The following is a 22,575-nucleotide window of genomic DNA, read 5'->3' on the forward strand; positions in this document are numbered from 1 at the left end:
TGGGGAGGCCGACACGGTGTCGGTGCGACTGATCGTGAGGACGTTCAGTGAACTCTGCATCACCGTCGGCGCCCTGATCGTGCTCTTTGTGGTGTACGTGCTGTTCTGGACCGGCGTGAAGGCCGCCGACGCGACCGAGGGACAGATCGACACCCTGCAGAACCAGTGGGCGCGGGGCACGGTGTCCGCCCCCGCTCCGGGCACCTCCCCGGGTCCGTCGGCGCCGCCCGCCCCCGCGGCGTACCGGGACGGCAAGCCGTTCGCGATGCTGTACATCCCCCGCTTCGGCAAGGGGTGGGAGTGGCCCGTCCTGGAGAACACCGAGGTCAGGACCTTGCAGAAGGGACTCGGCCACTACAGCGGGAGCGCCCGCCTCGGCGCGACGGGCAACTTCGCGGTGGCCGGACACCGCCGCACGTACGGGGACCCGTTCAAGGACTTCCCGAAGCTGCGCCCGGGCGACGCGGTGCTGCTGACGGACGGGACGACGTGGTTCACGTACCGCATCGACAAGAAGCCCTACCGGACGGTGCCGAGCGACATCGGGGTCATCGACCCCGTACCCCGCAGGTCCGGTTTCGACGGGCCGGGCCGCTACCTGACGCTGACCACCTGCGACCCCGAATGGGGCAGCAGCCACCGGCTGATCGCCTGGGCGCACCTCGACGCGACCCAGCCTGTGAGCGACGGCAGGCCCGCAGCTTTCCACAGCTGACCCACGCTCGTGCCCCGGCCCTTTAGTCTGGTCCCGTACCGAATGGAGGGGACAGCATGTACGGCTGGATCTGGCGGCATCTGCCGGGCAACGCATGGGTGCGTGCGCTCATCTCGCTCGTGCTGGCGCTGGCTGTCGTCTACGCGCTTTTCCAGTACGTCTTCCCGTGGGCGGAGCCGCTGCTTCCGTTCGGCGACGTGACGGTGGACGGCTCGACCGGAACGGGGGGCGGCCAGTGAGCGCCCGCATCCTCGTCGTGGACAACTACGACAGCTTCGTCTTCAACCTCGTCCAGTACCTCTACCAGCTCGGTGCCGAGTGCGAAGTGCTGCGCAACGACGAGGTGACCACGGCACACGCCCAGGACGGCTTCGACGGGGTCCTGCTGTCGCCCGGCCCCGGCACCCCCGAGCAGGCGGGCGTCTGCGTCGAGATGGTCCGCCACTGCGCGGCCACGGGCGTCCCGGTCTTCGGGGTCTGCCTCGGAATGCAGTCGATGGCCGTGGCGTACGGCGGTGTGGTGGACCGCGCCCCGGAGCTGCTGCACGGCAAGACCTCGCTGGTGACCCATGAGGGCACCGGGGTCTTCACCGGACTGCCGTCCCCCTTCACCGCGACCCGCTACCACTCGCTCGCCGCCGAACCCGACACGGTCCCGGCGGAGCTGGAGGTGACGGCGCGTACCGCCGACGGCATCATCATGGGGCTGCGCCACCGGGAACTGGCGGTGGAGGGCGTGCAGTTCCACCCGGAGTCGGTGCTGACCGAGCACGGCCACCTGATGCTGGCCAACTGGCTGGCGCAGTGCGGCGACACAGGAGCCGTCGCGAGGTCGGCGGGGCTCGCGCCGGTGGTGGGCAAGGCCGCCGCGTGACCGCACTCCGTCCCGAACACGACGCCGGACAGGACGGCCCGTACGAGCATGGAGCGTACGAGGCCGCAGGCGCGTTCGAGGCGGCGGTCGACCAGCTGGCGGATCCGCTGAACGATCCGCTGCCCGGGCAGCATGCCTCGCAGTGGTCCGGTTCCGACGGCATTCCGGCGGAGGAGCCGGGGCGGGGACTGCACCGGGCGCCGGATCAGCCGTCCCTGGCGCAGACGCAAGGACTGGCACACTCACAGGCGCCACAAGGGGCGCAGACGCCCGAGCAGACGCCGCAGGAGTGGTACGACCCCGAGGGGTTCGAACGGGACTGGTACGGGCAGCAGGCGCCCGCGCCGGTACCCCGGGCGCAGCCCGTGCCCGCCCCCGTTCCCCTCCCGCCGGACGACGAGACGGTCGGACTGCGGACTGCGGACCCCCGCCACCTGGCCGATCAGGCGTTGACGGCCCGGCAGCCGGTTCCCGTGCCGGAGCCGGACCTGGGCTCGGAGCCGGATACAGGCCCGGAGAAGGCCGATCCGGAACCGCGTACCGGAGGCCGTGCCGAGCGCCGACGCGCCGCGAAGGGGCGTGGCCGCCGACGTGCCGAACCGCGGCCGGAGACCACGGCGTCGGCCACGGCATCCGCGGCGCCCGCCAAGCCGATGTCGCGCGTCGAGGCACGGCGCGCGGCGCGCGCGGCCAAGGACAGCCCGGCCGTTGTCGCCAGCCGGGTCGTCGGAGAGCTGTTCATCTCGCTCGGTGTGCTGATGCTGCTGTTCGTCACGTACCAGCTGTGGTGGACGAATGTGCGTGCCGACCAGTACGCCGGCAAGGAGACGCACAAGATCCAGGACGACTGGGCGAAGGGCGACCGCAACCCGGGTGCGTTCGAGGCGGGGCAGGGATTCGCCATCATCCACATCCCCAAACTGGATGTGGTCGCTCCGATCGCCGAGGGCATCAGCAAGGAGAAGGTCCTCGACCGGGGCATGGTCGGTCACTACAGCGAGGGCACGCTGCGTACCGCGATGCCGTCCGCGAAGAAGGGCAACTTCGCGCTGGCGGGCCACCGCAATACGCACGGCGAGCCGTTCCGCTACATCAACAGGCTGCGCCCCGGCGACCTGATCGTGGTCGAGACGCGGGACGCGTACTACACGTACGAGGCGACGAGGACCCTTCCACAGACTTCGCCGTCCAACGTCTCGGTGATCGGCCCGGTGCCGCCCGGTTCGGGGTTCACCGGGCCGGGCCGGTACATCACTCTGACGACCTGTACGCCGGAATTCACGAGTACGTACCGTCTGATCGTCTGGGGCAAGATGGTCGACGAACGACCGCGCAGCAAGGGCAAGCCCGACGCGCTCGTCGGCTGAAACATCATCACGACAGGGACGGGTGCGGTGACAGCGAGGACCGAGCACGAAGAGCGAATCGGGGAGTCCGCGCCCCCGCCGCGGCGCAGAGAACGCCACCCCGTCGCGACAGCGGTCAGTTTCTTCGGCGAACTGCTGATCACCGCAGGCCTGGTGCTGGGACTCTTCGTCGTCTACTCCCTCTGGTGGACGAACGTGCTCGCCGACCGCGAGGCCACCAAGCAGGGCCACACCGTCCGCGACCGCTGGGCGGGCGGACCGGGTGCGCTGGACACCAAGGACGGCATCGGCTTCCTGCACGTTCCGTCGATGAAGAACGGCGAGGTGCTCGTCAAGAAGGGCACCGACACCGAGAACCTCAACGACGGCATCGCGGGTTACTACACGGACCCGGTGAAGTCGGCTCTCCCCTGGGACAAGTTGGGCAACTTCACCCTGGCGGCGCACCGCGACGGGCACGGTGCCAAGTTCCACAACATCGACAAGGTGAAGACGGGAGACGCGGTCGTCTTCGAGACCAGGGACACCTGGTACATCTACAAGGTCTTCAAGGAGCTTCCCGAGACGTCCAAGTACAACGTCGATGTACTGCAGGCGGTGCCGAAGGGATCGGGCGCGAAGAAGCCCGGCCGTTACATCACGCTGACGACCTGCACACCGGTCTACACGTCGAAGTACCGCTACATCGTGTGGGGCGAGCTGGTGCGTACGGAGAGGGTGGACAAGGACCGCACGAAGCCGGCAGAGCTGCGTTAGCCGATATGCTGAACAGGGCCCGAAGTCGCAACCATTCCTTGCGACTTCGGGCCCTGTGCTGTCCTGGCCTGCGGGCCTACTTGAGCACCTGCAGCCTCGCGCCCGCGCTCCAGGCCTCCAGCAGGCCGCGATGGACGGCTGTGACGCCGACCTGCATCGCGATGTCGAGCGCCTCGCGGGAGAACGGGCAGGTCGCCACGTACACGGCCACGTCCGCCCGGTGCAGCGTCCTGGTGCCGACGAACTTCTGCATCTCGCCGCTCCACACCGAGCGGTACGGGGCGAAGTTCTTGCACTGGACGACCAGCCGGCGTCCGTCGGCGGTGTACCCGGTGATGTCGGCCCCGCGGTTGCCGCTCCCGCCGTGTACCTCGATACCGGTGCAGTCGTCCCGGCGCAGCAGCCCGGCGATGTGCTGCTCGAACTCCCGCCAGTTCATGGCGTCGATCGAGGCCATGACTCCGGTGAGCGGACGCTGCTCCTGCGCGTGCTGAAGCCGACGCAACTGGGCGTCGTGCCGTACGAGCCTCCGTTCGATCTGCTGGACGTTTTCGCGAAGGCCGATGAGTTCCCGCCGCTGCTCGCCGGAGGTCTCGATGAGCGCGTTCAGTACGGGCACGACGGTGGTGCCGAGAAGGCGGGTGAAGCTCTCCTCACCGAGCCGCGTGATGCGGGCGTCGAGTGATTCGACGTCATTGGCACGCTGCGGGGTGTCCACGATCAAGGGGTGGGCCCGAGAGAAGTGTTCGACGTCGAGCAGATACGTACGTACGCGACGCGCGACCTCGCTGTCCCGGAGCAGCATGGCCACGTTCAGAACGGTCCGCCGGGTCCAGAGGGCCATGCTCGAACGGGGCTGTGGATAACTTTCCGGATAGGAACTCAGGATGAGTTTCTTAAATTTCTGCAGATCAGCGCCCCGGATCACCCTCAGGCCGTTCGATTCGAGCTCTTCTCGATGACGGCTGAGGAGGTTGTTGACGACGGTTTCCGCCACCTCGAAGTAGGTGGCGACCATGGCGGTGGTCACGTGCACACCGTTCGGTAGCAAGGACAGCGTTTTGATTCGGTCGAGTGCCTCTGTGCGTTCGGTGAAGCTCTGACGCAGCGCCTGTGATTCCACCAGGGCGACCTCATTGATCACGCTCTTGACCCTTCGTCTAGCCGTCTGTGCGGCCGGAGTCCGATACCCCGCCCCACCTGATCAACGAATCAGCACATATGAAGACACGATCGGTTTACGGCTGCATGTGCGGTATGCCGGGCCGGAGGCATCGTGGCAGGACACAGCAAAGGGCCCCGGTCACCGTTGCGGTGCCGGGGCCCTTTGGCAGTCGGGACGATTCGGGGTCAGTGCCGGCGTGAGCCGGACGGGCCGCCGAAGATGTTGCCGTTTCCGTTGCCGCCCACCGTCGTGAGTGTGATGGGAGCGTTCGGATCCACGGGGGTGCCCGGCTGGGGGTCGATGCCGGAGACGATGGCGTTGTCGTCCTGGGAGCTGCCGTTCGCGAACTGGATATTCGTGAAGCCGGCCTCCGCCAACTTCTGCTTGGCTTCGGAGAGCTTGCTGGTCCTGACTTCGGGAACCGGGACCTGCGCCGGCTGCTGCGGGCCCTTCGAGACCGTCAGAACGATCTGGGCGGTCAGCGGCTGCCTCGAGTTCGGGGGCGGGGTCTGGCTGATGACCGTGTTGGCCGGCTTTTCCGAATCTTCGTCGGTCCGGAGGATGTTCTCGAAACCCACGGCCTTGAGCTGAGCCACTGCGGCGTCGTAGTCCCGGTCGGTCACAGGCGGCACGTTCTGGGTGGCCTGCTTGGCGACCGTGATGGTGACCTCGGAGTTCTTCTCGGCCTTTGTGCCACCCTTGGGGTCCTGCTCGATGACCGTATCCGCGGTCTTTTGGGACTCGACGGTGGTGACGTTCACCGTGAAGCCCTTCTCCTCAAGGTACTTGCGGGCGTTCTCCTCGGACTTCTCCGTGACGTCCGGGACCTCGACCTTCGGCGCGCCGGTGGAGACGACGACCGTGACGGTGTCCTTCTTCGCCATCTTGCCGTCCGTGGTGGGCGGCCTCTGGCTGCAGATCTTGCCCTTGGGCTGGTCCTCGCAGGGTTCGTTCGAGCCGACCTTGAGGACGACGTCGGCGTTCTCGGCGCGCTTCTCCGCCTGCTGCACGGTCAAACCGACCATGTTCGGCACATCGACCTTGCCGCTGTCGTTGTTGTTGTCGCTGAAAACCTCCCGGCCGATCAGGATCGCGCCGATCAGCACCAGGACGCCCGCGACGATCAGCAGGATCGTCGAAATGTTGCTCTTCTTCTGGCGCCTGCGGTCCGGTCGGTCGTCGTAGCCGTAGCCACCGTCGTCCGGGTTGACCGGTGGCAGCATGGACGTGGGTGCGCCGTTCTGGTCCGCGGCACGCAGTGCGGTGGTCGGCTGGTCGTTGCCGTATCCGTCGTAGCCGCCGTAACCGGGCGCGCCCATCGCCGCGGTGGCGGCGACCGGCCGGCCGTCGAGGCAGGCCTCGATGTCGGCGCGCATCTCGTCGGCCGACTGGTAGCGGTAGTCGGGGTCCTTGGTCAGAGCCTTCAACACGATCGCGTCCATCTGGGGCGTGATCTCGGGGTCGAAGTTGCTCGGCGGCTGCGGTTCTTCCCGTACGTGCTGGTAGGCGACCGCGACGGGTGAGTCCCCGATGAACGGCGGCCGGACCGTCAGCAGCTCGTAGAGCAGGCAGCCGGTCGAGTACAGGTCGGAGCGCGCGTCGACCTGCTCGCCCTTGGCCTGCTCCGGGGAGAGGTACTGGGCGGTGCCGATGACGGCCGAGGTCTGAGTCATCGTCATGCCGGAGTCGCCCATGGCGCGAGCGATGCCGAAGTCCATGACCTTGACCTGGCCGGTGCGCGTCAGCATGACGTTCGCCGGCTTGATGTCGCGGTGGACGATGCCCGCGCGGTGCGAGTACTCCAGCGCCTGGAGGATGCCGACGGTCATCTCAAGGGTGCGCTCGGGCAGCAGCTTGCGGCCGGAGTGCAGAAGTTCCCTGAGCGTCGACCCGTCGACGTACTCCATGACGATGTACGGGATGGAGACCCCGTCGACGTAATCCTCACCGGTGTCGTAGACCGCGACGATCGCCGGGTGGTTGAGCGAGGCGGCGGACTGGGCCTCACGGCGGAACCGGGCCTGGAAGGACGGGTCGCGGGCCAGATCGGCCCGCAGCGTCTTCACAGCTACGGTGCGGCCGAGCCGGGTGTCGTGTGCGAGGTAGACCTCGGCCATGCCACCACGGCCGAGCACCGAGCCCAGCTCGTACCGGCCGCCGAGGCGACGCGGCTCTTCCATAACTGTTCCAGCCCTCTCCGTCAGTCCCGACCGCACCGGTGTGTGGTCCGGCGGTGTGCTGCTCGCGCATACGCTACCGGCCGCGCACTACCTGATCGGCCCGGTGTCCGGACCTGATATCTGACCGGTATCCCAATGTGCAGATATGGCACCCGATGTGATGGGCATCACCTCCTGCTGTCGATGACCGCCTTCATTACAGCCTGTGCGATCGGGGCGGCCAGACCACCACCGGAGATGTCGTCACGGTTGGCCTGACCGTCCTCGACGACCACGGCGACGGCGACCGGGGAGCCGCTGTCGGTCTTGGCGTACGAGATGAACCAGGCGTACGGCTTCTCGCTGTTGTTGAGACCGTGCTGGGCCGTACCCGTCTTGCCGCCGACGGTGACGCCCTGGATCTTGGCCCGCTGCCCCGTGCCGTTCTCGACGACGGTCTCCATCATCTGCTGGAGCTTCTGGGCGTTCTCACCCGAGAGGGGCTGGCTGAGCTGCTCCTTCTCGTGGGTGTAGATCGGATCCAGGTTGGAGGCCTGGCGCTCGGCGACCATGTACGGCTGCATCAGCTTGCCGTCGTTGGCGACCGCGGCGGCGACCATCGCCATCTGCAGTGGCGTGGCGCGGTTGGACGCCTGGCCGATCCCGGCCATGGCGTTCTGCGGCCGGTTGTCCTTGGGGTAGACGCTGGCGTCGGCCCGTACCGGAGTGAAGATCTCCTTGTTGAAGCCGAATTTATTGGCCTCGTCGATCATCTTCTGGTTGCCGAGGTCATCGCTGATCTTGCCGAAGACGGTATTGCAGGACCACCGCAGCGCCTCCCGGAGCGAGGCGTTTTTACACGGGATGTTGCCCTCGTTGTCCAGGTTGCCGGTGGTCAGCGGGAGCCGGTAGGGCAGCGGCGACTTGGTGGGCTCGTCGATGCTGGTGTACAGCCCGTTCTCCAGCGCGGCCGCGGCGGTGACGACCTTGAACGTCGAGCCCGGCGGGTAGGTCTCGCGCAATGCCCGGTTGAGCATCGGCTTGTCCTTGTCGTCCAGCAGCTTCTTTCGTGCCTTTGTGTCCTTGTCGAAATTGCCGGCGAAGACAGAGGGGTCGTACGAAGGGGTGCTGACGAGTGCCAGGATGGCGCCGGTCTGCGGGTCGATCGCGGCTACCGCGCCCTTCTTGTCGCCGAGCCCCTGGAAGGCAGCCTTCTGGGCGGCGGCATTGAGGGTGGTGACGACGTTGCCACCCTGCTTCTTATCACCGGTGAACATGGACAGTGTCCGGTCGAAGAAGAGCCGGTCGTCGTTGCCGGTGAGGATGCCGTCCTCAAGGTTTTCGAGCTGTGTCGCTCCGAAGGCCTGTGAGGAGTAGCCGGTGACGGGGGCCCACATGGGGCCGTTCTTCCAGACCCGCTTGTACTTGAAGTCGACGTCCTTGGTCTCGACGGAACCTGTGATCGGGTCGCCGTCGACGATGATGTTGCCGCGCTCGTGTGCGTAACGCTCGATGCGGACGCGGCGGTTCTCGTCGCGGCTGTTCAGCTCGTCGGCACGGACGTACTGGAGGTAGTTGGTCCGTACGAGCAGGGCGAGGATGAGGACGCCGCAGAAGATCGCGATCCGGCGAAGAGGCTTGTTCACGGTCGGACCACCTGGGTCATCTCGGCGTCCGAGGACGGGGCGGGTGCCGGGGCGGGGCGGCGGGCGGTGTCGCTGATCCGGATCAGAATGGCGATCAGTGCCCAGTTGGCCAGCACGGACGAACCGCCGTACGCAAGGAACGGCATGGTCATACCGCTGAGCGGGATGAGCCCCATGACGCCGCCGGCGACCACGAAGACCTGGATGGCGAAGGCTCCCGACAGCCCGATGGCGAGCAGCTTGCCGAAGGGGTCGCGCGCGGCCAGCGCCGTGCGGACGCCTCGCTCGATGATCAGGCCGTAGACCAGCAGGACGGCCATCATTCCGGCCAGACCCAGCTCCTCGCCGACGGTGGAGAGGATGAAGTCGGCGTTGGCGGCGAACAGGATCAGGTCCGAGTGGCCCTGGCCCAGTCCGGTGCCGAGCGTGCCGCCGGAACCGAAGGACATGAGGGACTGCGCGATCTGGTCGCTCTGCGCCATCGTCGCCTTGGAGAACGGGTCCAGCCAGGCGTTCACCCGCTCCTGGACGTGATGTTCGAAGGACGCGACACCCACTGCGCCGGCCGCCGACATCAGCAGACCGAAGACGATCCAGCTGGTCCGCTCAGTGGCGACGTACAGCATCACGACGAACAGACCGAAGAACAGAAGCGAGGTGCCGAGGTCGGTCTCGAAGACCAGAATCAGGATCGACAGGGCCCAGATCGTGATGATCGGTCCGAGGTCACGCCCGCGTGGCAGGTACAGCCCCATGAAACGGCGACTGGCCAACGCCAGCGCATCTCGCTTCACCATGAGGTAGCCCGAGAAGAACACCGCGATGAGGATCTTGGCGAACTCTCCCGGCTGGATGGAGAACGGACCGAGGCTGATCCAGATCTTCGCGCCGTTCACCGCGGGGAAGAACATCGGCAGAATCAGCAGGACCAGTGCTGCAGCCATCGAGATGTAGGTGTAGCGCTGGAGGATGCGGTGATCCTTGAGGATCATCAGCACGGCTACGAAGAAAGCGACGCCGATCGCCGAGTACAGCAGCTGCTTGGGGGCGTCGGGGCTGTACGCCCCGTAGTAGGTTTCCGCACGCCTGATCAGCCGTTCTGACTGGTCCAGCCGCCAGATCAGCACCAGCCCCAGGCCGTTGAGCAGGGTGGCGAGCGGGAGCAGCAGCGGGTCCGCGTACGGCGCGAACTTGCGCACCACGAGGTGGGCGACGCCTCCGAGCAGGATGAGTCCCGCTCCGTATCCGAACATGCCGGACGGGAGACTGCCGTCTATGGCGAGTCCGACGTTGGCGTAGGCGAACACCGAGATGGCGATGGCGAAGACCATCATCATCAGTTCGGTGTTGCGACGGCTCGGTGCGTCGATCGCGCCGATCGTGGTCGTGTTGGTGACAACGCTCATGGTGCTGAAGGCTCCCTACGGCTTACTGCTTACCGCACTGCGGGACCAGCTTTTTCTCTTCCTCCGAGAGGCTGGGACCAGGAGTGGGAGTCGCTGCGGTCGGCTTGGTCTTGGTGGCGTCGGAGGTGCCGGACGTCTTGGCGGCGTCCGAGTCCGTGCCACTGGCTTGGCCCTCGTCGGAGCTGGCCTTCGCGGCGGCACGCCGCTGGGCGTCCTTCTTGCAGGCGGATGCCTGGACGGAGAGTTCGCCGATCTTCTCGCGTGCGGCGGTGAGGTTGCCCTCGGCGATGGTCGCCTCGACCTTATTGCGCTGGTAGGGCGGCAGGTACTTGAGTTCGATCTCGGGGTGGTCCGTCTCGACCTTCGAGAGCGAGATCCACGCCAGGTCCTGGCTGATGCCGCGGAACAGCGCGACGTGTTCGTTCTTCGCGCCGACATAGAACTGGTTCTGGGTCCAGCGGTAGCCGCCGTAGAGACCGCCGCCGACGACGGCGAGCGCGAGCACGATGTAGAAGGACCGCTTGAGCCACCTGCGACCGCCGCGGGGCTTGACGAAGTCGTCGTCGGTGTACGCGTCGAAGGAGCCGTCCGGCATTCCGCCGTAGCCGACGTCGTCACCGCTGCCGGGCGGGCCGAAGCCGCCCGCGGGCGGCGGTACGGGACGGCCGAGGCCGGCCGCTCGTCCGGCGGGGGTCTGCATGGCGCCGCCGTCGTTCTGCTGGGCGGCCTGGTTCTCGGCGACCGCGCCGACGATGACCGGGGTGTCGTTGAGCTGTCCGGCCAGGGTGTCGTTGCCGTCGACGTCGAGGACGTCGGCGACGATGCAGGTGATGTTGTCCGGGCCGCCGCCGCGCAGAGCGAGCTGGATCAGCTCCTGGATGGTCTCCTGGGGGCCCTGGTAACTGGCGAGGGTCTCTTCCATCGTCTGGTGGGAGACGACGCCGGAGAGCCCGTCGGAGCAGATCAGATAGCGGTCGCCGGCCCGGACCTCACGGATGGAGAGATCGGGTTCGACGTGGTCGCCACTGCCCAGCGCGCGCATCAAAAGAGCGCGCTGCGGGTGGGTGGTGGCCTCTTCCTCGGTGATCCGGCCCTCGTCGACCAGCCGCTGCACCCAGGTGTGGTCCTGGGTGATCTGGGTGAGTACGCCGTCACGCAGCAGGTACGCGCGGGAGTCGCCGACGTGGACGAGGCCGAGGCGCTGGCCGGTCCAGAGCAGGGCGGTGAGCGTGGTGCCCATGCCCTCCAGCTGGGGGTCCTCCTCGACCATCATGCGCAACTGGTCGTTGGCCCGCTGGACCGCCGTACCGAGCGAAGTGAGGATGTCCGAGCCCGGGACGTCGTCGTCGAGCTGGACGAGCGTGGAAATCACCTCGGAGCTGGCGACCTCACCGGCCGCCTGGCCGCCCATGCCGTCGGCGATGGCGAGAAGGCGCGGACCGGCGTAGCCGGAGTCCTCGTTGCCCTCCCGGATCATGCCCTTGTGAGATCCGGCGGCGAAGCGCAGGGAAAGACTCATGCGCACCTCGCCCGTCGGCTCGGGGTACAGCCGGTCTCGAGCCACACTGCCCACCCTCCGGTCGGGAGCCGGGCCGGGTCCGTTGCCCGGGCCGTCGCGGCTCGCTCGCTCCGCTCGCTCATTGTCGTACTACTTCCGCAGCTCGATGACGGTCTTGCCGATCCGGATCGGCGCGCCCAGCGGAACAGGCGTCGGGGTGGTGAGTCGGGTCCGGTCGAGATACGTGCCGTTGGTGGACCCGAGATCCTCGACGATCCACTGGCCGTCACGGTCGGGGTAGATCCTGGCATGCCTGCTGGACGCGTAGTCGTCGTCCAGCACGATCGTTGAGTCATGGGCCCGGCCCAGCGTGATGGTCTGTCCCTGGAGCGCCACCGTGGTGCCGGTGAGGGTGCCCTCGGAGACGACCAGCTTTGTGGGTGCCCCCCGGCGCTGGCGGCCGGGCTGCTGGCGTTGCTGCGGCGGTGCCGCGGCATTCTGGCGTGCCTGTGGCGGTCGTGCGTCGCTTGCGGTGCGGCGTGAGCCGCGCTGCGTGACGCGCGTTCCGAACAGGTCACTGCGAATGACCTGGACGGCCACGATTACGAACAGCCACAGAACAGCCAGGAATCCTAGCCGCATGACCGTCAGGGTCAGCTCTGACATTGCCCCCGCTTCACCCTTCGGCTTGCCGGTAAACGATGGTGGTGCTGCCCACGACGATCCGCGAGCCGTCGCGGAGCGTAGCGCGGGTTGTGTGCTGCCCGTCCACCACGATGCCGTTGGTGGACCCGAGATCCTGGATCGTCGAGGGCGTTCCGGTCCGGATCTCACAGTGCCGACGCGATACGCCGGGGTCGTCGATCCGCACGTCGGCGTCGGTGCTGCGTCCCAGCACCAGCGTCGGGCGGGAGATCTGATGGCGGGTGCCGTTGATCTCGATCCAGCGCCGCACCTGCGCGTTCGGCAGGGGGCTGGGTGCGGCCGGCGGGTGCCGGTCGGTACTGGGCGCTCCGGGCCTGCCTGCGCCCGGCGGCGGCGCCGCGGGCATGGGTGGGGCGGAGCTGGGCGGATAACCGTAACCGCCGGTGGGCTGCGCGGGACGCCCCGGGCCCGGGTAGGGGGGCTGGCCGTGCTGTCCCGGCCGGCCCTGGGAGTCCTGCTGCTGTGACGAACTCGACGCCAGGGTGCGGCTGCGTACCCGGTAGAGCCCGGTGTCCAGGTCGTCGGCCTTCTCCAGATGGACCTTGATGGGGCCCATGAAGGCGTACCGCTGCTGCTTGGCGTAGTCGCGGACCAGGCCGGAGAGTTCGTCGCCCAACTGTCCCGAGTACGGGCTGAGTCGCTCGTAGTCGGGGGTGCTGAGCTCGACGATGAAGTCGTTGGGGACGACGGTCCGCTCACGGTTCCAGATCGTTGCGTTGTTGTCGCACTCGCGCTGGAGGGCTCCCGCGATCTCGACCGGCTGGACCTCGGACTTGAAGACCTTGGCGAAGGTGCCATTGACCAGACCTTCGAGACGCTGCTCGAAACGCTTCATGACTCCCATGGGGCACCTCCTCCGTTGTAGTCGTCCCTGTACTGCTTACTGATCGTATCCACGCGTCGGGAAATCGGCTGGTTCCCCTTGTCTGCCCTGTGGATGAGTGTCACCTCTCACACGGATCGTAGAGGCGGCCTCCTCACAGTGTCCCGCACGAGGGGTGCACTGAGGAGGAGTGGGGGCGGCCGGTGGGCGTTCCCGTTTCCCGCCAGGCGTTCGGTGAAACAACGGATGTGAATCCACCCTGTCCAGCGTGCTAATCTTCCGGATGTCGCCAGGCGCTCGCACCAAACAGTGAGAGAGTCTGGAAACACCATTCTTGCGCGAGTGGCGGAACGGCAGACGCGCTGGCTTCAGGTGCCAGTGTCCTTAGGGACGTGGGGGTTCAAATCCCCCCTCGCGCACAAGAGAGAAGCCCCACAGGCCAAACGGTCTGTGGGGCTTCTTCGTTCCCGCCGGTGTTCGTCAGTTCCCATGGGTACTCGTCGGTTCCCACTGGCGCTCTTCGTGCCTGTTATGTCTGCCCTGGTTGCGTCTGTCGCGTTTCGCGTGCTCGCTGTCTCTGTGGCCGATGGGCTGCGACCGGGGTGTGGCTGCTTTCGTCGTGAGCGGGTGCGACGAAAGTGAGGCGTCGCGGGTGTGCGGGGCTGCCTAGGGTGCGGGGCGTGTACGCGATATCGAAGCTCCGGGCCGGATGGCAGTGGTGTGCGGCGCCGGAGCTGTGGTCCCGGCGCAGGACGGCCGGAGAGGCCGTCCTGGCCGTGGTGCTCGGGCTACTGGCGGCCGGGACGGAAGAACTACTGCGCAGCGGAGAGCCGCGGTTGTGGACGGTGTCGGCCGCCGTCGTGGTGCTGTCCTTGATGAGGCGCCGGATACCGGTGACCGTGCTGGTGGTGACGGCCGCCCTGGCCGGGCTCTCCAGCGGATTCGCACTGCTGCTTATGGCGGTGGCGTGGAGTTCCGGGCGCCGGATCGCCGGGGCGGGGCGGGCTCTGGGGGCCTTCACCGCCTCGTACGCGCTCTATGTGGGACTGACCGTCGCGGTGAACTGGTCGGTGATGCGTCCACTGACCCAGGTGCTGTTCACCACTCTCTACTTCCTGGCGACGACACTCGTGCCGGGCCTTGCCAGCCGGTACTGGACACAGCGCCGGACCCTGTTGCACGCGCTGCAGGAGCGCAATGCGCAGCTCGTCCGGGAGCGGGCCATGATCGTGGGGCAGGCGCGGCTCATGGAACGCCAGCGGATCGCCCAGGACATGCACGACAGCCTCGGTCACCGACTGGCGCTCATCTCTGTCCATACGGGAGCGCTGGAGGTCGACCGGGAGCTGACGGCACGGCAGCGAGAAGTGGTCGGGGTGCTGCGAGATGCCTCGGTCCACGCGATGCACGAGCTGCGCGAGGTCGTCGGCATCCTCCGGGACGGTGTCGAGGGACCGGCGCGGGGCGGTGAGGGCGGACAGCCGGCGGCGCGGGGGACCGCCGGCATCGAGGAGCTGACGGCGGCGGCGCGGGCTGCCGGAAGCGCCGTGGAGCTTCGCCGTACGGGAAGGATCCGGGCGCTCGCTGCGGCCTCGGACCATGCGGCGTACCGCGTCGTCCAGGAAGCACTGACCAACGCGTACAAGCATGCGCCAGGTGCGGTGATCACGGTCGAGCTGCGCTACGAGCCGGATTCCTTCGTCGTCGAGATCGTCAATGGTCCACAGCGGCATGCGCAGCCTGCGGGTGAGGTCGTCAGCGGCGGGCAGGGGCTGCCCGGTCTGCATGAGCGGGCCCGGCTGGTCGGCGGCATGGTGCACGCCGGCCGGACCCAGGACGGCGGCTTCCGGGTGGCCGGGGTGCTTCCCTACGGCGCCGAGGGTGTGCCCGGCGGTGCGGCGGGCGCGCCGATGGTCGATGCGGAGGACGACTTCCGGCAGCAGTCCCGGATGGCCCAGCGGGGGAACGCTGATCCCGTCATGGACTGGACGGTTTCTGAGCGGGAGTTGGCGATGAGCGGCAGCAGAAGAGGTAGGGGCAGCGGGGTCGCGCTGGGCTGCGGGATAGGAGCCGGAGCCCTGGTGCTGTTGATGCTGGCCGGCGGCTTCGGCCTGTACTTCTTGGCGGCGGAGGCGGACAAGGCGATGATCGATCCGAGTCAGTACCGGTCGATCGAGATCGGCACGGCGGAGGACAAGGTACGGGAGCAACTGCCCGCCGGGGATACATTCATGACGACCGGACTGGACGGTGAGGGACCCAGGAAACCGGCCGGGGCGAGGTGTCTGGTCCTGATGTCCTCCGAGCTGGGCGACAGCCTCGATACCGAGCCGGTGTTCCGGTTCTGCTTCCAGGACGGCAAGCTGATCGAGAAGAAGTCCTACGAGGTCGCCGGCAGATGAGGCGCCCAGGACGAGCGCGGGGGTACGAGTGACGGGTCGGCCGATCAGGGTTGTCATCGCTGACGACGAGCCTCTCATCCGGGCCGGGATACGGATGATCCTCACCTCGGACCGTTCCATCGAGGTCGTCGCGGAGGCTGCGAACGGGCGGGAGGCCGTAGAGCTGGTCCGTGCCCATGCCGCGGATGTGGTGCTGCTCGACATTCAGATGCCGGTGATGGACGGGCTCACGGCGTTGACGGAGCTGCGCACGGCGGTTCCGGCGGCACATGTGATTGTGCTCACGACGTTCGGTGAGCGGGAGAACGTGCTGCGGGCGCTGGAGCAGGGGGGTGCCGGTTTCCTGCTCAAGGACACCGCTCCGGCCGAACTGATCCAGGCGGTGCGGGCAGCGGCGGCCGGCGATGCCTATCTCTCACCCCGTGCCACCCGGCATGTGGTGGATCGGCTGACTCTGGGCCGGACGGCGGTGCGGGGCGAGGAGGCGCGGCAGCGGGTGGCGGCGCTCAGCGGGCGGGAACGTGAGGTGCTGGCGCTGCTCGGGGAGGGGCTCTCCAATGCGGACGCGGGCAGGCGGTTGCACATGAGCGAGGCGACGGTGAAGACGTACGTGAGCCGGATCCTGGCGAAGCTGGGTTGCGAGAACCGGGTGCAGGCTGCGTTGTTGGCGAGGGATGCGGGCTTGTAGAAGGGCCGCGGGGTGCGGGGTGAGGTCGGGATGATTGGGCTGTGTTTCACGTGAAACACCCGATTGTGGGCGTTCTCGTACGTACGAGAAGGAGCGTCCGGGCAGGCGGGATACTCGACCCCCGGGTGTTGTCCGGTGATCGTGGTCCGACGGCTGATTTGGCAGGTCGGAGGGGGACCGTGGGGTGCAGGTCAGGGGGTCTGCGGGGTGGTTGCGCCCGTGTCGCCTGCCGAGTTGTAGCGCAGTAGGTACTCCGCGAACCTGGCGAGGTCGTCCGCTGTCCAGTCGGCGAGACGCTGCTGGTACGCGGCGTGGCGGCTGGCCTGTGTCGAGGCGAGTGCCCGGGTTCCTGCCTCGGTGGGTTGCAGTACCTGGATGCGATGGTCGTCAGGGTCCGGGTGGCGCTCGACCAGGCCCAGCTTTTCCAGAGTGCCGACCTGTCGACTGACGGTCGATTTGTCCAGCATGTAGTGCGCGGCAAGATCCGTTGCCCGGCAGCCGTGCTGGCCGTCGATGTGCGCCAGCAGCGTGTACGAGACCAGGGGCAGTTCCGGATGGAGGCGGGCTGCCGCGGCCCGCGCGCGACGCGCGAAGGCGGTCAGTTCGCGCTGGATGACATTCAGCGATTCTTCGCGTTCTCCGGGGTCGCCTGGCACTGGTTCGCCTTCCGTCTCGTCTTCCTCGGGATCCAGTTGTATAGTACAACGGGTTATGGGTTGTAAAAGCCAACTATTGGAGTGTCCGAATGTCCTCAGGCCCGAGTGCCGCCGCCGACTCCACCGCAGCGGCTCTGCGTCATGTGCTGAGCCATCTCGTCACGCCGCTGCTGATGTGCATCGGCATGGGGCTCGCCTACCTCGGGGCGTTTCACGCCCCTGAGCCGCACGACCTGAAGGTGGACGTGGTCGGGTCGGGGCCGAGCGCGCAGGTGCTCGCGCAGACGCTGCAGGACAAGGGCGACGGGGCGCTGAGTGTGCACACGGTCCCCGATCGTGCAGCGGCGGTGGACCACCTGAAGACGCAGGCGAGTTACGGTGCCTACCTACCGGGGAAGCACCCCGAGCTGCTGGTGGCCGGCGCGGCGTCCGACACCAGCGCCACGGTGGTCGAGAAGATCTTCACCAAGGTCGCCGCCGAGCACGGTCATCCGCTGAAGGTGACGGACACGGCACCGACCGCGGACGGCGATCCGACCGGCCAGGGCATCTTCTTCCTGCTGGTCGCGGTGAGCATCGGCTCCTACGCCTCGGTCGCGGTGATCGGCGGCGCGGGCGCGGTGCTTTCGCTGCGGATCAGAGCCGCACTGACGATTGCCGCATCCCTGGTGGTGAGCCTGATCGGAGCGGTCTTCGCCGGTCCAATGTTCGGTCTCGTCGACCACGGGCTCGGCGGTCTCTGGGCGATGGCCTGGCTCTACTCGGCGGGCATTCTGCTGATCGGCGTCGGGCTGCACACCTTCCTCAAGCGGTGGACGACGCTCGGCGTGATGGTGCTCTTCGTGATGCTCAACTTCACCAGCTCCGGCGGCATCTTCCGGCCGGAGCTGCAGCCCGGCTTCTTCGGTGCGCTGCATTCCTTCTGGAACGGTGCGGGCTTCGTCGAGGGCGTACGCAGCCATGTGTACTTCGGCGGACATGCGCTCGGCCGGAATGTGTTGGTGCTCGCGCTCTGGTTCGTGGTGGGTCTGGCGGTGATGGGCGCGGCAGGGCTGGCCGAGAGGCGGCGGAAGGCCGCGGTGGAGGCCGATCCGGCAGGGGTGGCCGACGGAACGGTCGAGGCCGGGTCTGCACGGGGACGGGGGCGGCACGTCAGGGCCGAAGCCCGGACCGAGGCGGACCACGAGGAAGAGCTGGAAGAGGAGCTGGAAGAGGCCGTCGGCGTCTGACCAGGACAGAGCGGTGCCCACGGGGTGTTGTCGGCAGGCCGGAACGTGGGTTTTCCACAGGGGCAGACGGCTTTCGGCGGACGGCGGTACCTTCGTCGCAATTGATCTGCGACAGGGCGTCGGGCCAGGAGCGCAGGGCGAGGGTGGGGGAGGCCGTGCGCCATGGGCGAAATCGAAGCGACAGTGCCGGTTCAGCGGGCTGTGCAAGAGAATCCGCGCATTCCGGTCGTGCCCGGATTCGCTCGCCGGGCGGATGGGGTGGCCGCGGCGGGCAGGAGCGCGCCGCAGTCGCCCAGGGGCGTGGGCAAGGCCTTGCGGGAGAGGGTGTCCAGGGCCTCTCACTCCTCTCTGAACCTTCCGGCCGGGCGGCCCGATGCCGTACAGGCGGTCGAGGATTCGAGCCGCGGCCGGGTGCCCGGGCTCACCCCTATACGGGTGGGGCGGATGGCGGCCACACCGTTCGCCTTTCTGCGGGGCTCGGCCGGGCTGATGGCCCATGACCTGGCGAGCACGCCCGTAAGCGGGGTGGGCGCTCAGCTCTGTGGCGATGCGCACGCGGCCAATTTCGGGCTGTACGGCGATGCGCGCGGCAGCCTGGTTATCGATCTGAACGATTTCGACGAGACCGTGTTCGGCCCCTGGGAATGGGACCTCAAGCGCCTCGCCACGTCGCTGGTGCTCGCCGGGCGCGAGGCAGGGGCCAACGAGGACACCTGCCGCCAGGGTGCATACGACACGGTGGGCGCCTACCGGCGGACGATGCGGCTGCTGGCCAAGATGCCCGCGCTCGATGCCTGGAATGCCATCGCGGACGAGGAATTGGTCTCGCACACAGATGCGCGGGATCTGCTCGGCACCCTGGAGCGGGTCTCGGAAAAGGCCCGTAATAACACCAGCGCCCGTTTCGCGGCCAAGTCCACCGAGGATTCCGGGGACGGCGGCCGTCGCTTCATCGACGCGCCGCCGGTACTGCGGCGGGTACCGGACGACGAGGCCGCGGCGGTGGCGGCGGGACTCGGCGACTATCTGGGCACGATCGCGGAGGACCGGGTGCCGCTCCTCGCCAGGTACGCGATCCACGACGTGGCGTTCCGGGTGGTGGGCACGGGGAGCGTCGGCACCCGGTCGTACGTGGTGCTCCTGCTCGATCACCGTGGCGAGCCCTTGGTGCTGCAGGTGAAGGAGGCGCGGCCCTCTGTGCTGGCGCCGTATCTGCCGGCTGCCGGGTTCGATGTGCCGGAGGTGGCGCACGAGGGACGCCGGGTGGTGCTCGGGCAGAAGCGGATGCAGGTCGTCAGCGACATCCTGCTGGGGTGGGCCACCGTGGAGGGGCGTCCCTTCCAGGTGCGGCAGTTCCGGAACCGCAAGGGCAGCGTGGACCCGGCGGCCCTGGCAGCCGACCAGGTCGACGATTATGGCCGGATGACCGGTGCGCTGCTGGCGCGGGCCCATGCGCACAGCGCCGATCCGCGACTGATCGCGGGTTACTGCGGCAAGAACGAAGAGCTTGACGAGGCGGTGGCGGCGTTCTCGGTGACGTACGCGGACCGTACGGAGGCGGACCACGCGGAGCTGGTACGGGCCATCGGATCGGGGCGAATAGCCGCCGAACCGGGCGTGTGAGGGGCATTGAGCCGACCGCGCGTCAGCGGGGCCCGGGAGGTGGCCATACGCTGGACGGGTGACCCACGAAGCCGCCGGGGTGCCGACCACCCGGAACGACGATGACCGGCAGGACAACGACCGGCAGCACGATCAGCATGCGCCGGATGCGCCGGATGCGCCGGATGCGCCGGATGCGCCGGACGGCCGGTCAGCCGGTGCCGATGCTGGTGAGGGTGCCGGTGCTGCTGATGGGACCGGCGTGCCCGTCGGCGGGCATGCGGAGGGGGCTCGGCCCGAGGCTCGGCTCGCCAAGGCCGTACGGGCGGCGGAGCAGGCGTTGATCGAGTTCGAGATCGCGGTGGAGACCTTCCGGGTCGAGGTCGAGAACTTCTCCCGGCTGCACCACCAGAAGCTCGGGCCGATGTACGCCCGCCTCGATGAGCTCGATGCGCAGATCGCGGAGGCCCGGGCTGCCAGGACCGGTGATCCCGAAGACCTCCGCAAGGCTCAGGAGGCCCGGGCGATCGTGATGCCGATGCCGGGTGTCGACGAGCTGTTCCACGACTGGATCGACTCCGACGGGCTGTCCCCCGAGGCGGCGGCGATGCTGACCGAGCAGCCGGTCCGGCCGCCCAAGCGGGTCCGGCCGACCGAGGAGGCGCGCAAGCTCTACCGCGAACTGGCGCGCAAGGCTCACCCGGACCTGGCGCAGGACGAGACGGAGCGGGCACGTCGGGACGAGTTCATCACCCGCGTCAACGCCGCTTACGGGCGTGGTGACGAGGCACTGCTGATCGAGCTGGCGCAGGAGTGGGCGGCAGGGCCGGTGGCGCCGCAGACGGAGCTCAGCGAGAGCGAGGAACTCTACGCCCGGCTGAACTGGCTGACCCAGCGCAAGGAACTCCTGACCGTGCTTGCTCAGGAGCTTGAGGAGAGCGCGATCGGGTCGATGCTGCGGATGGCGCCCGACGATCCGGACCGGCTGCTCGACGAGATCGCCGATCAGCTGCTGGGCGAGGTCGCTCAGCGTGAGGCGGAGCTGGCGGGTCTGGTGCAGTAGCGTTCCTGATGACTCTGGAGCGTACGTACGAGAGAAGGCATGACCCATGAATTTCGCCCCGCTGCCCTCGGTGGATGTCGCGGCGGTTCCGTCGGACGGCTTTGTGCTGGACGTCCGGGAGGACGACGAATGGGCGGCCGGGCATGTCGAAGGCGCTCTGCACATTCCGATGAGTGACTTCGTGGGTCGCTTCGGTGAGCTGACCGAAGCGGCCGAGGGCGGACAGCGCGTGCATGTGATGTGCCGGGTCGGTGGCCGGTCCGCCCAGGTCACCCAGTACCTGGTGCAGCAGGGCATCGACGCGGTGAACATCGATGGCGGGATGCTTGCCTGGGACGGTGCCGGGCGTCCGATGGTCACCGACAACGGGACCCCGGCTTTCGTGCTCTGAGCCGTTGGCAGCCCGGTTACCGGGGCCTTCGGGTTGCGCGGCTGCTCGGTGGCTCGGGCGGCGTCGGTTGAGGACCGGGTCGGGGGTCAGCCGAGGAGGTGTGTGGCCAGGAGGTCACCCAGTGCCTCCTCGTGCGCCGCAGCCGGGCCGAGGGAGAGCTCGATTTGCTTCGCCCAGGCGTGGAAGCGGTGCAGCGGGTAGTCGGTGTCCGCGCCGAAGCCGCCGTGCAGATGCTGTGCGGTCTGCACGACCCGACGGACACCTTCCGACGCCCAGATCTTCGCCACGGCGATGTCGCCCTCGGGGGGCAGCGCGCTGTCGGCCCCGGTGGAGATCCGCCAGGCCGCTTGCCAGAGCGTCACTTCCATGGCCCGCAGGTCGGTGTAACGGTCCGCGGTCTGCACGGCGACGGACTGGAAGGTCGCTACCGGAAAGCCGAACTGCTCGCGTCTGCCGGTGTATTCGCTCGTCATGGCGAGCACGGCCTCGCCCAGACCGAGCGCGAGCGCGCACGTCCCGGTGGTGAGCAGGGCGCGCAGCCACTCCCAGGCCCCGGTGGTGTCGATCAACGCGTGGCTGTCGATCCTTACCGAATCCAGCCGGACCTCGGCGAACAGCTCACCGTTGGTGGAGACCTGCTCGGCCAGGGTGACGCCTTTGTGGGCGGGCCGGATCAGGGCGAGAACGGTCCGGCCCTCCCCCGTGTGGGCGGGAATCGCGATCCAGTCCGCAGCCTGCGCCCAGGGCACCCCTGACTGCACCCCGTCGAGCACCCAGCCCGCGGCGCCACCATCGGCATCGCCGGTCGCACCGCCAAGAATTTCGTCGGGAACCTCGGCACGCCCTTTGCCGGATATCTGACCGGGCCGGTCGCTCCTCCTGGGGACTTCGCGGTGCGCGGTGACGGCTAGCTCGGCCGGGTTGTGGCCGGAGCGGCCGTTGGCCCCGACGGTGAGAACCAGCTCGCCGCGCCCGACGAGGGGAAGCAACTGGGCCGCCAACCCCGGGTCGCCATAGCGCTGGAGCGTCATCGCGACCGTGCACGTCTCGAGCAGTGGCACCCGCGCAAGCACCTTGGCGGACTCGCGCAGCACCAGACAGAGTGCGACGAGATCGAGTCCCGCCCCGCCGTGCTCCGGCGACAGTGTCAGGCCCAGCAGGTCGCCTGCGGCGAGCCCGGCCCACAGGGGCCGGTCGATGTCCTCGGCCACCGCGCCCGGCACGAGAGCCGGGCTGGGAACCGCATCGGGCGCTACGCCCGAGAAGACCGCTCTCGCCGCCTCGGTGGCTGCCTGCTGTTCCTCGGTGAAGGTGAAGTCCACTGCCCTGGCCTCCCGCGAACCGCTGCTCCCGTAACAAGACCTGACGGGGCGTCAAGATAGAACAGGTTCTACGAGAAGGGAACAGGAGGAGGCCAGGAGGGGCGTGGC

General features: G+C 68.1%; 20 protein-coding genes and 1 tRNA gene. 12 read left to right on the plus strand and 9 right to left on the minus strand.

Annotated features, from left to right (window positions below):
- The first annotated feature begins 16 nt into the window (after window positions 1-16).
- The 5 genes from ACFU8Q_RS00220 to ACFU8Q_RS00240 are packed head-to-tail and all read left to right on the plus strand — an operon-like array spanning window position 17 to window position 3,712.
- The gene (locus ACFU8Q_RS00220; protein WP_384446127.1) at window positions 17-715 is read left to right on the plus strand and encodes a class E sortase; all 699 of its coding nucleotides are present in this window, start codon (window positions 17-19) and stop codon (window positions 713-715) included.
- Window positions 716-771: 56 nt separating this feature from the next.
- Window positions 772-954, plus strand: a complete 183-nt coding sequence (locus ACFU8Q_RS00225) for a hypothetical protein (RefSeq protein ID WP_266747294.1) — start codon at window positions 772-774, stop codon at window positions 952-954.
- Window positions 951-1,589, plus strand: coding sequence for an aminodeoxychorismate/anthranilate synthase component II (locus tag ACFU8Q_RS00230; RefSeq protein ID WP_384446129.1), 639 nt, complete (start codon window positions 951-953; stop codon window positions 1,587-1,589). The genes ACFU8Q_RS00225 and ACFU8Q_RS00230 overlap by 4 nt, the downstream gene beginning before the upstream one ends.
- Entirely contained in the window at window positions 1,586-2,956 is a 1,371-nt protein-coding gene (locus ACFU8Q_RS00235; RefSeq protein ID WP_384446131.1) for a class E sortase, read from the plus strand. Before ACFU8Q_RS00230 ends, ACFU8Q_RS00235 begins: the two co-directional genes overlap by 4 nt.
- A 27-nt stretch (window positions 2,957-2,983) precedes the next feature.
- The gene (locus ACFU8Q_RS00240; RefSeq protein WP_384446133.1) at window positions 2,984-3,712 is read left to right on the plus strand and encodes a class E sortase; all 729 of its coding nucleotides are present in this window, start codon (window positions 2,984-2,986) and stop codon (window positions 3,710-3,712) included.
- A gap of 76 nt (window positions 3,713-3,788) precedes the next feature.
- On the opposite strand, the gene ACFU8Q_RS00245 is transcribed toward ACFU8Q_RS00240, so the two are convergent.
- From ACFU8Q_RS00245 to ACFU8Q_RS00275, 7 genes are all read right to left on the minus strand, one after another.
- On the minus strand, window positions 3,789-4,856 hold the full coding sequence (locus ACFU8Q_RS00245; protein WP_384446135.1) for a restriction endonuclease: 1,068 nt from the start codon (window positions 4,854-4,856) through the stop codon (window positions 3,789-3,791).
- A gap of 206 nt (window positions 4,857-5,062) precedes the next feature.
- A complete protein-coding gene (gene pknB / locus ACFU8Q_RS00250; RefSeq protein WP_384446137.1) occupies window positions 5,063-7,057 on the minus strand; it encodes a Stk1 family PASTA domain-containing Ser/Thr kinase in 1,995 nt (664 codons plus the stop codon).
- Between the two features lie 167 nt (window positions 7,058-7,224).
- Entirely contained in the window at window positions 7,225-8,682 is a 1,458-nt protein-coding gene (locus ACFU8Q_RS00255) for a peptidoglycan D,D-transpeptidase FtsI family protein (protein WP_384446138.1), read from the minus strand.
- Window positions 8,679-10,088 carry an FtsW/RodA/SpoVE family cell cycle protein gene (locus ACFU8Q_RS00260; protein WP_384446140.1) on the minus strand — a complete coding sequence of 470 codons (1,410 nt, stop codon included), beginning with the start codon at window positions 10,086-10,088 and terminating at the stop codon, window positions 8,679-8,681. Before ACFU8Q_RS00260 ends, ACFU8Q_RS00255 begins: the two co-directional genes overlap by 4 nt.
- A 22-nt stretch (window positions 10,089-10,110) precedes the next feature.
- Entirely contained in the window at window positions 10,111-11,607 is a 1,497-nt protein-coding gene (locus tag ACFU8Q_RS00265; protein WP_384446142.1) for a Stp1/IreP family PP2C-type Ser/Thr phosphatase, read from the minus strand.
- A 129-nt stretch (window positions 11,608-11,736) separates the two neighbouring features.
- The gene (locus tag ACFU8Q_RS00270) at window positions 11,737-12,252 is read right to left on the minus strand and encodes an FHA domain-containing protein (protein WP_384446143.1); all 516 of its coding nucleotides are present in this window, start codon (window positions 12,250-12,252) and stop codon (window positions 11,737-11,739) included.
- 10 nt (window positions 12,253-12,262) lie between these two features.
- A complete protein-coding gene (locus ACFU8Q_RS00275; RefSeq protein WP_384446145.1) occupies window positions 12,263-13,135 on the minus strand; it encodes an FhaA domain-containing protein in 873 nt (290 codons plus the stop codon).
- Window positions 13,136-13,450: 315 nt separating this feature from the next.
- Here ACFU8Q_RS00275 and ACFU8Q_RS00280 point away from each other — a divergent pair.
- The 3 genes from ACFU8Q_RS00280 to ACFU8Q_RS00290 all read left to right on the plus strand — a co-directional run bounded on the left by ACFU8Q_RS00280 (window position 13,451) and on the right by ACFU8Q_RS00290 (window position 16,204).
- A tRNA-Leu gene (locus ACFU8Q_RS00280) sits at window positions 13,451-13,533 on the plus strand.
- 261 nt (window positions 13,534-13,794) lie between these two features.
- Window positions 13,795-15,516 carry a sensor histidine kinase gene (locus tag ACFU8Q_RS00285; protein ID WP_384446147.1) on the plus strand — a complete coding sequence of 574 codons (1,722 nt, stop codon included), beginning with the start codon at window positions 13,795-13,797 and terminating at the stop codon, window positions 15,514-15,516.
- Between the two features lie 28 nt (window positions 15,517-15,544).
- On the plus strand, window positions 15,545-16,204 hold the full coding sequence (locus tag ACFU8Q_RS00290; protein WP_384446149.1) for a response regulator: 660 nt from the start codon (window positions 15,545-15,547) through the stop codon (window positions 16,202-16,204).
- A gap of 191 nt (window positions 16,205-16,395) precedes the next feature.
- Here the strand turns inward: ACFU8Q_RS00290 and ACFU8Q_RS00295 are convergent, their stop codons facing one another.
- Window positions 16,396-16,860, minus strand: a complete 465-nt coding sequence (locus tag ACFU8Q_RS00295; protein WP_384446151.1) for a MarR family winged helix-turn-helix transcriptional regulator — start codon at window positions 16,858-16,860, stop codon at window positions 16,396-16,398.
- An 89-nt stretch (window positions 16,861-16,949) separates the two neighbouring features.
- On the opposite strand from ACFU8Q_RS00295, the gene ACFU8Q_RS00300 reads away from it, so the two are divergent.
- From ACFU8Q_RS00300 to ACFU8Q_RS00315, 4 genes are all read left to right on the plus strand, one after another.
- Window positions 16,950-18,089, plus strand: a complete 1,140-nt coding sequence (locus ACFU8Q_RS00300) for a hypothetical protein (protein WP_384446153.1) — start codon at window positions 16,950-16,952, stop codon at window positions 18,087-18,089.
- Window positions 18,090-18,251: 162 nt separating this feature from the next.
- Complete coding sequence (locus ACFU8Q_RS00305) at window positions 18,252-19,712, plus strand: DUF2252 domain-containing protein (protein WP_384446154.1); 1,461 nt, start codon at window positions 18,252-18,254, stop codon at window positions 19,710-19,712.
- A gap of 58 nt (window positions 19,713-19,770) precedes the next feature.
- Window positions 19,771-20,754, plus strand: a complete 984-nt coding sequence (locus tag ACFU8Q_RS00310; RefSeq protein ID WP_384446156.1) for a J domain-containing protein — start codon at window positions 19,771-19,773, stop codon at window positions 20,752-20,754.
- A 46-nt stretch (window positions 20,755-20,800) separates the two neighbouring features.
- A complete protein-coding gene (locus tag ACFU8Q_RS00315; protein WP_384446157.1) occupies window positions 20,801-21,145 on the plus strand; it encodes a rhodanese-like domain-containing protein in 345 nt (114 codons plus the stop codon).
- Window positions 21,146-21,231: 86 nt separating this feature from the next.
- On the opposite strand, the gene ACFU8Q_RS00320 is transcribed toward ACFU8Q_RS00315, so the two are convergent.
- Window positions 21,232-22,467, minus strand: a complete 1,236-nt coding sequence (locus ACFU8Q_RS00320) for an acyl-CoA dehydrogenase family protein (protein ID WP_384446159.1) — start codon at window positions 22,465-22,467, stop codon at window positions 21,232-21,234.
- Window positions 22,468-22,575 lie beyond the last annotated feature (108 nt).

Origin of the sequence: Streptomyces sp. NPDC057543, assembly GCF_042801895.1 — a bacterium.
GTDB lineage: Bacteria > Actinomycetota > Actinomycetes > Streptomycetales > Streptomycetaceae > Streptomyces.

What these genes read in the sequence shown, in the direction of transcription:
- ACFU8Q_RS00225 (WP_266747294.1), top strand. Translation starts at nt 772, where the DNA reads ATGTACGGCTGGATCTGGCGGCATCTGCCGGGCAACGCATGGGTGCGT.
- pknB (WP_384446137.1), bottom strand. Translation starts at nt 7,057, where the DNA reads ATGGAAGAGCCGCGTCGCCTCGGCGGCCGGTACGAGCTGGGCTCGGTG.
- ACFU8Q_RS00260 (WP_384446140.1), bottom strand. Translation starts at nt 10,088, where the DNA reads ATGAGCGTTGTCACCAACACGACCACGATCGGCGCGATCGACGCACCG.
- ACFU8Q_RS00265 (WP_384446142.1), bottom strand. Translation starts at nt 11,607, where the DNA reads ATGAGTCTTTCCCTGCGCTTCGCCGCCGGATCTCACAAGGGCATGATC.
- ACFU8Q_RS00270 (WP_384446143.1), bottom strand. Translation starts at nt 12,252, where the DNA reads ATGTCAGAGCTGACCCTGACGGTCATGCGGCTAGGATTCCTGGCTGTT.
- ACFU8Q_RS00275 (WP_384446145.1), bottom strand. Translation starts at nt 13,135, where the DNA reads ATGGGAGTCATGAAGCGTTTCGAGCAGCGTCTCGAAGGTCTGGTCAAT.
- ACFU8Q_RS00300 (WP_384446153.1), top strand. Translation starts at nt 16,950, where the DNA reads ATGTCCTCAGGCCCGAGTGCCGCCGCCGACTCCACCGCAGCGGCTCTG.
- ACFU8Q_RS00305 (WP_384446154.1), top strand. Translation starts at nt 18,252, where the DNA reads ATGGGCGAAATCGAAGCGACAGTGCCGGTTCAGCGGGCTGTGCAAGAG.
- ACFU8Q_RS00315 (WP_384446157.1), top strand. Translation starts at nt 20,801, where the DNA reads ATGAATTTCGCCCCGCTGCCCTCGGTGGATGTCGCGGCGGTTCCGTCG.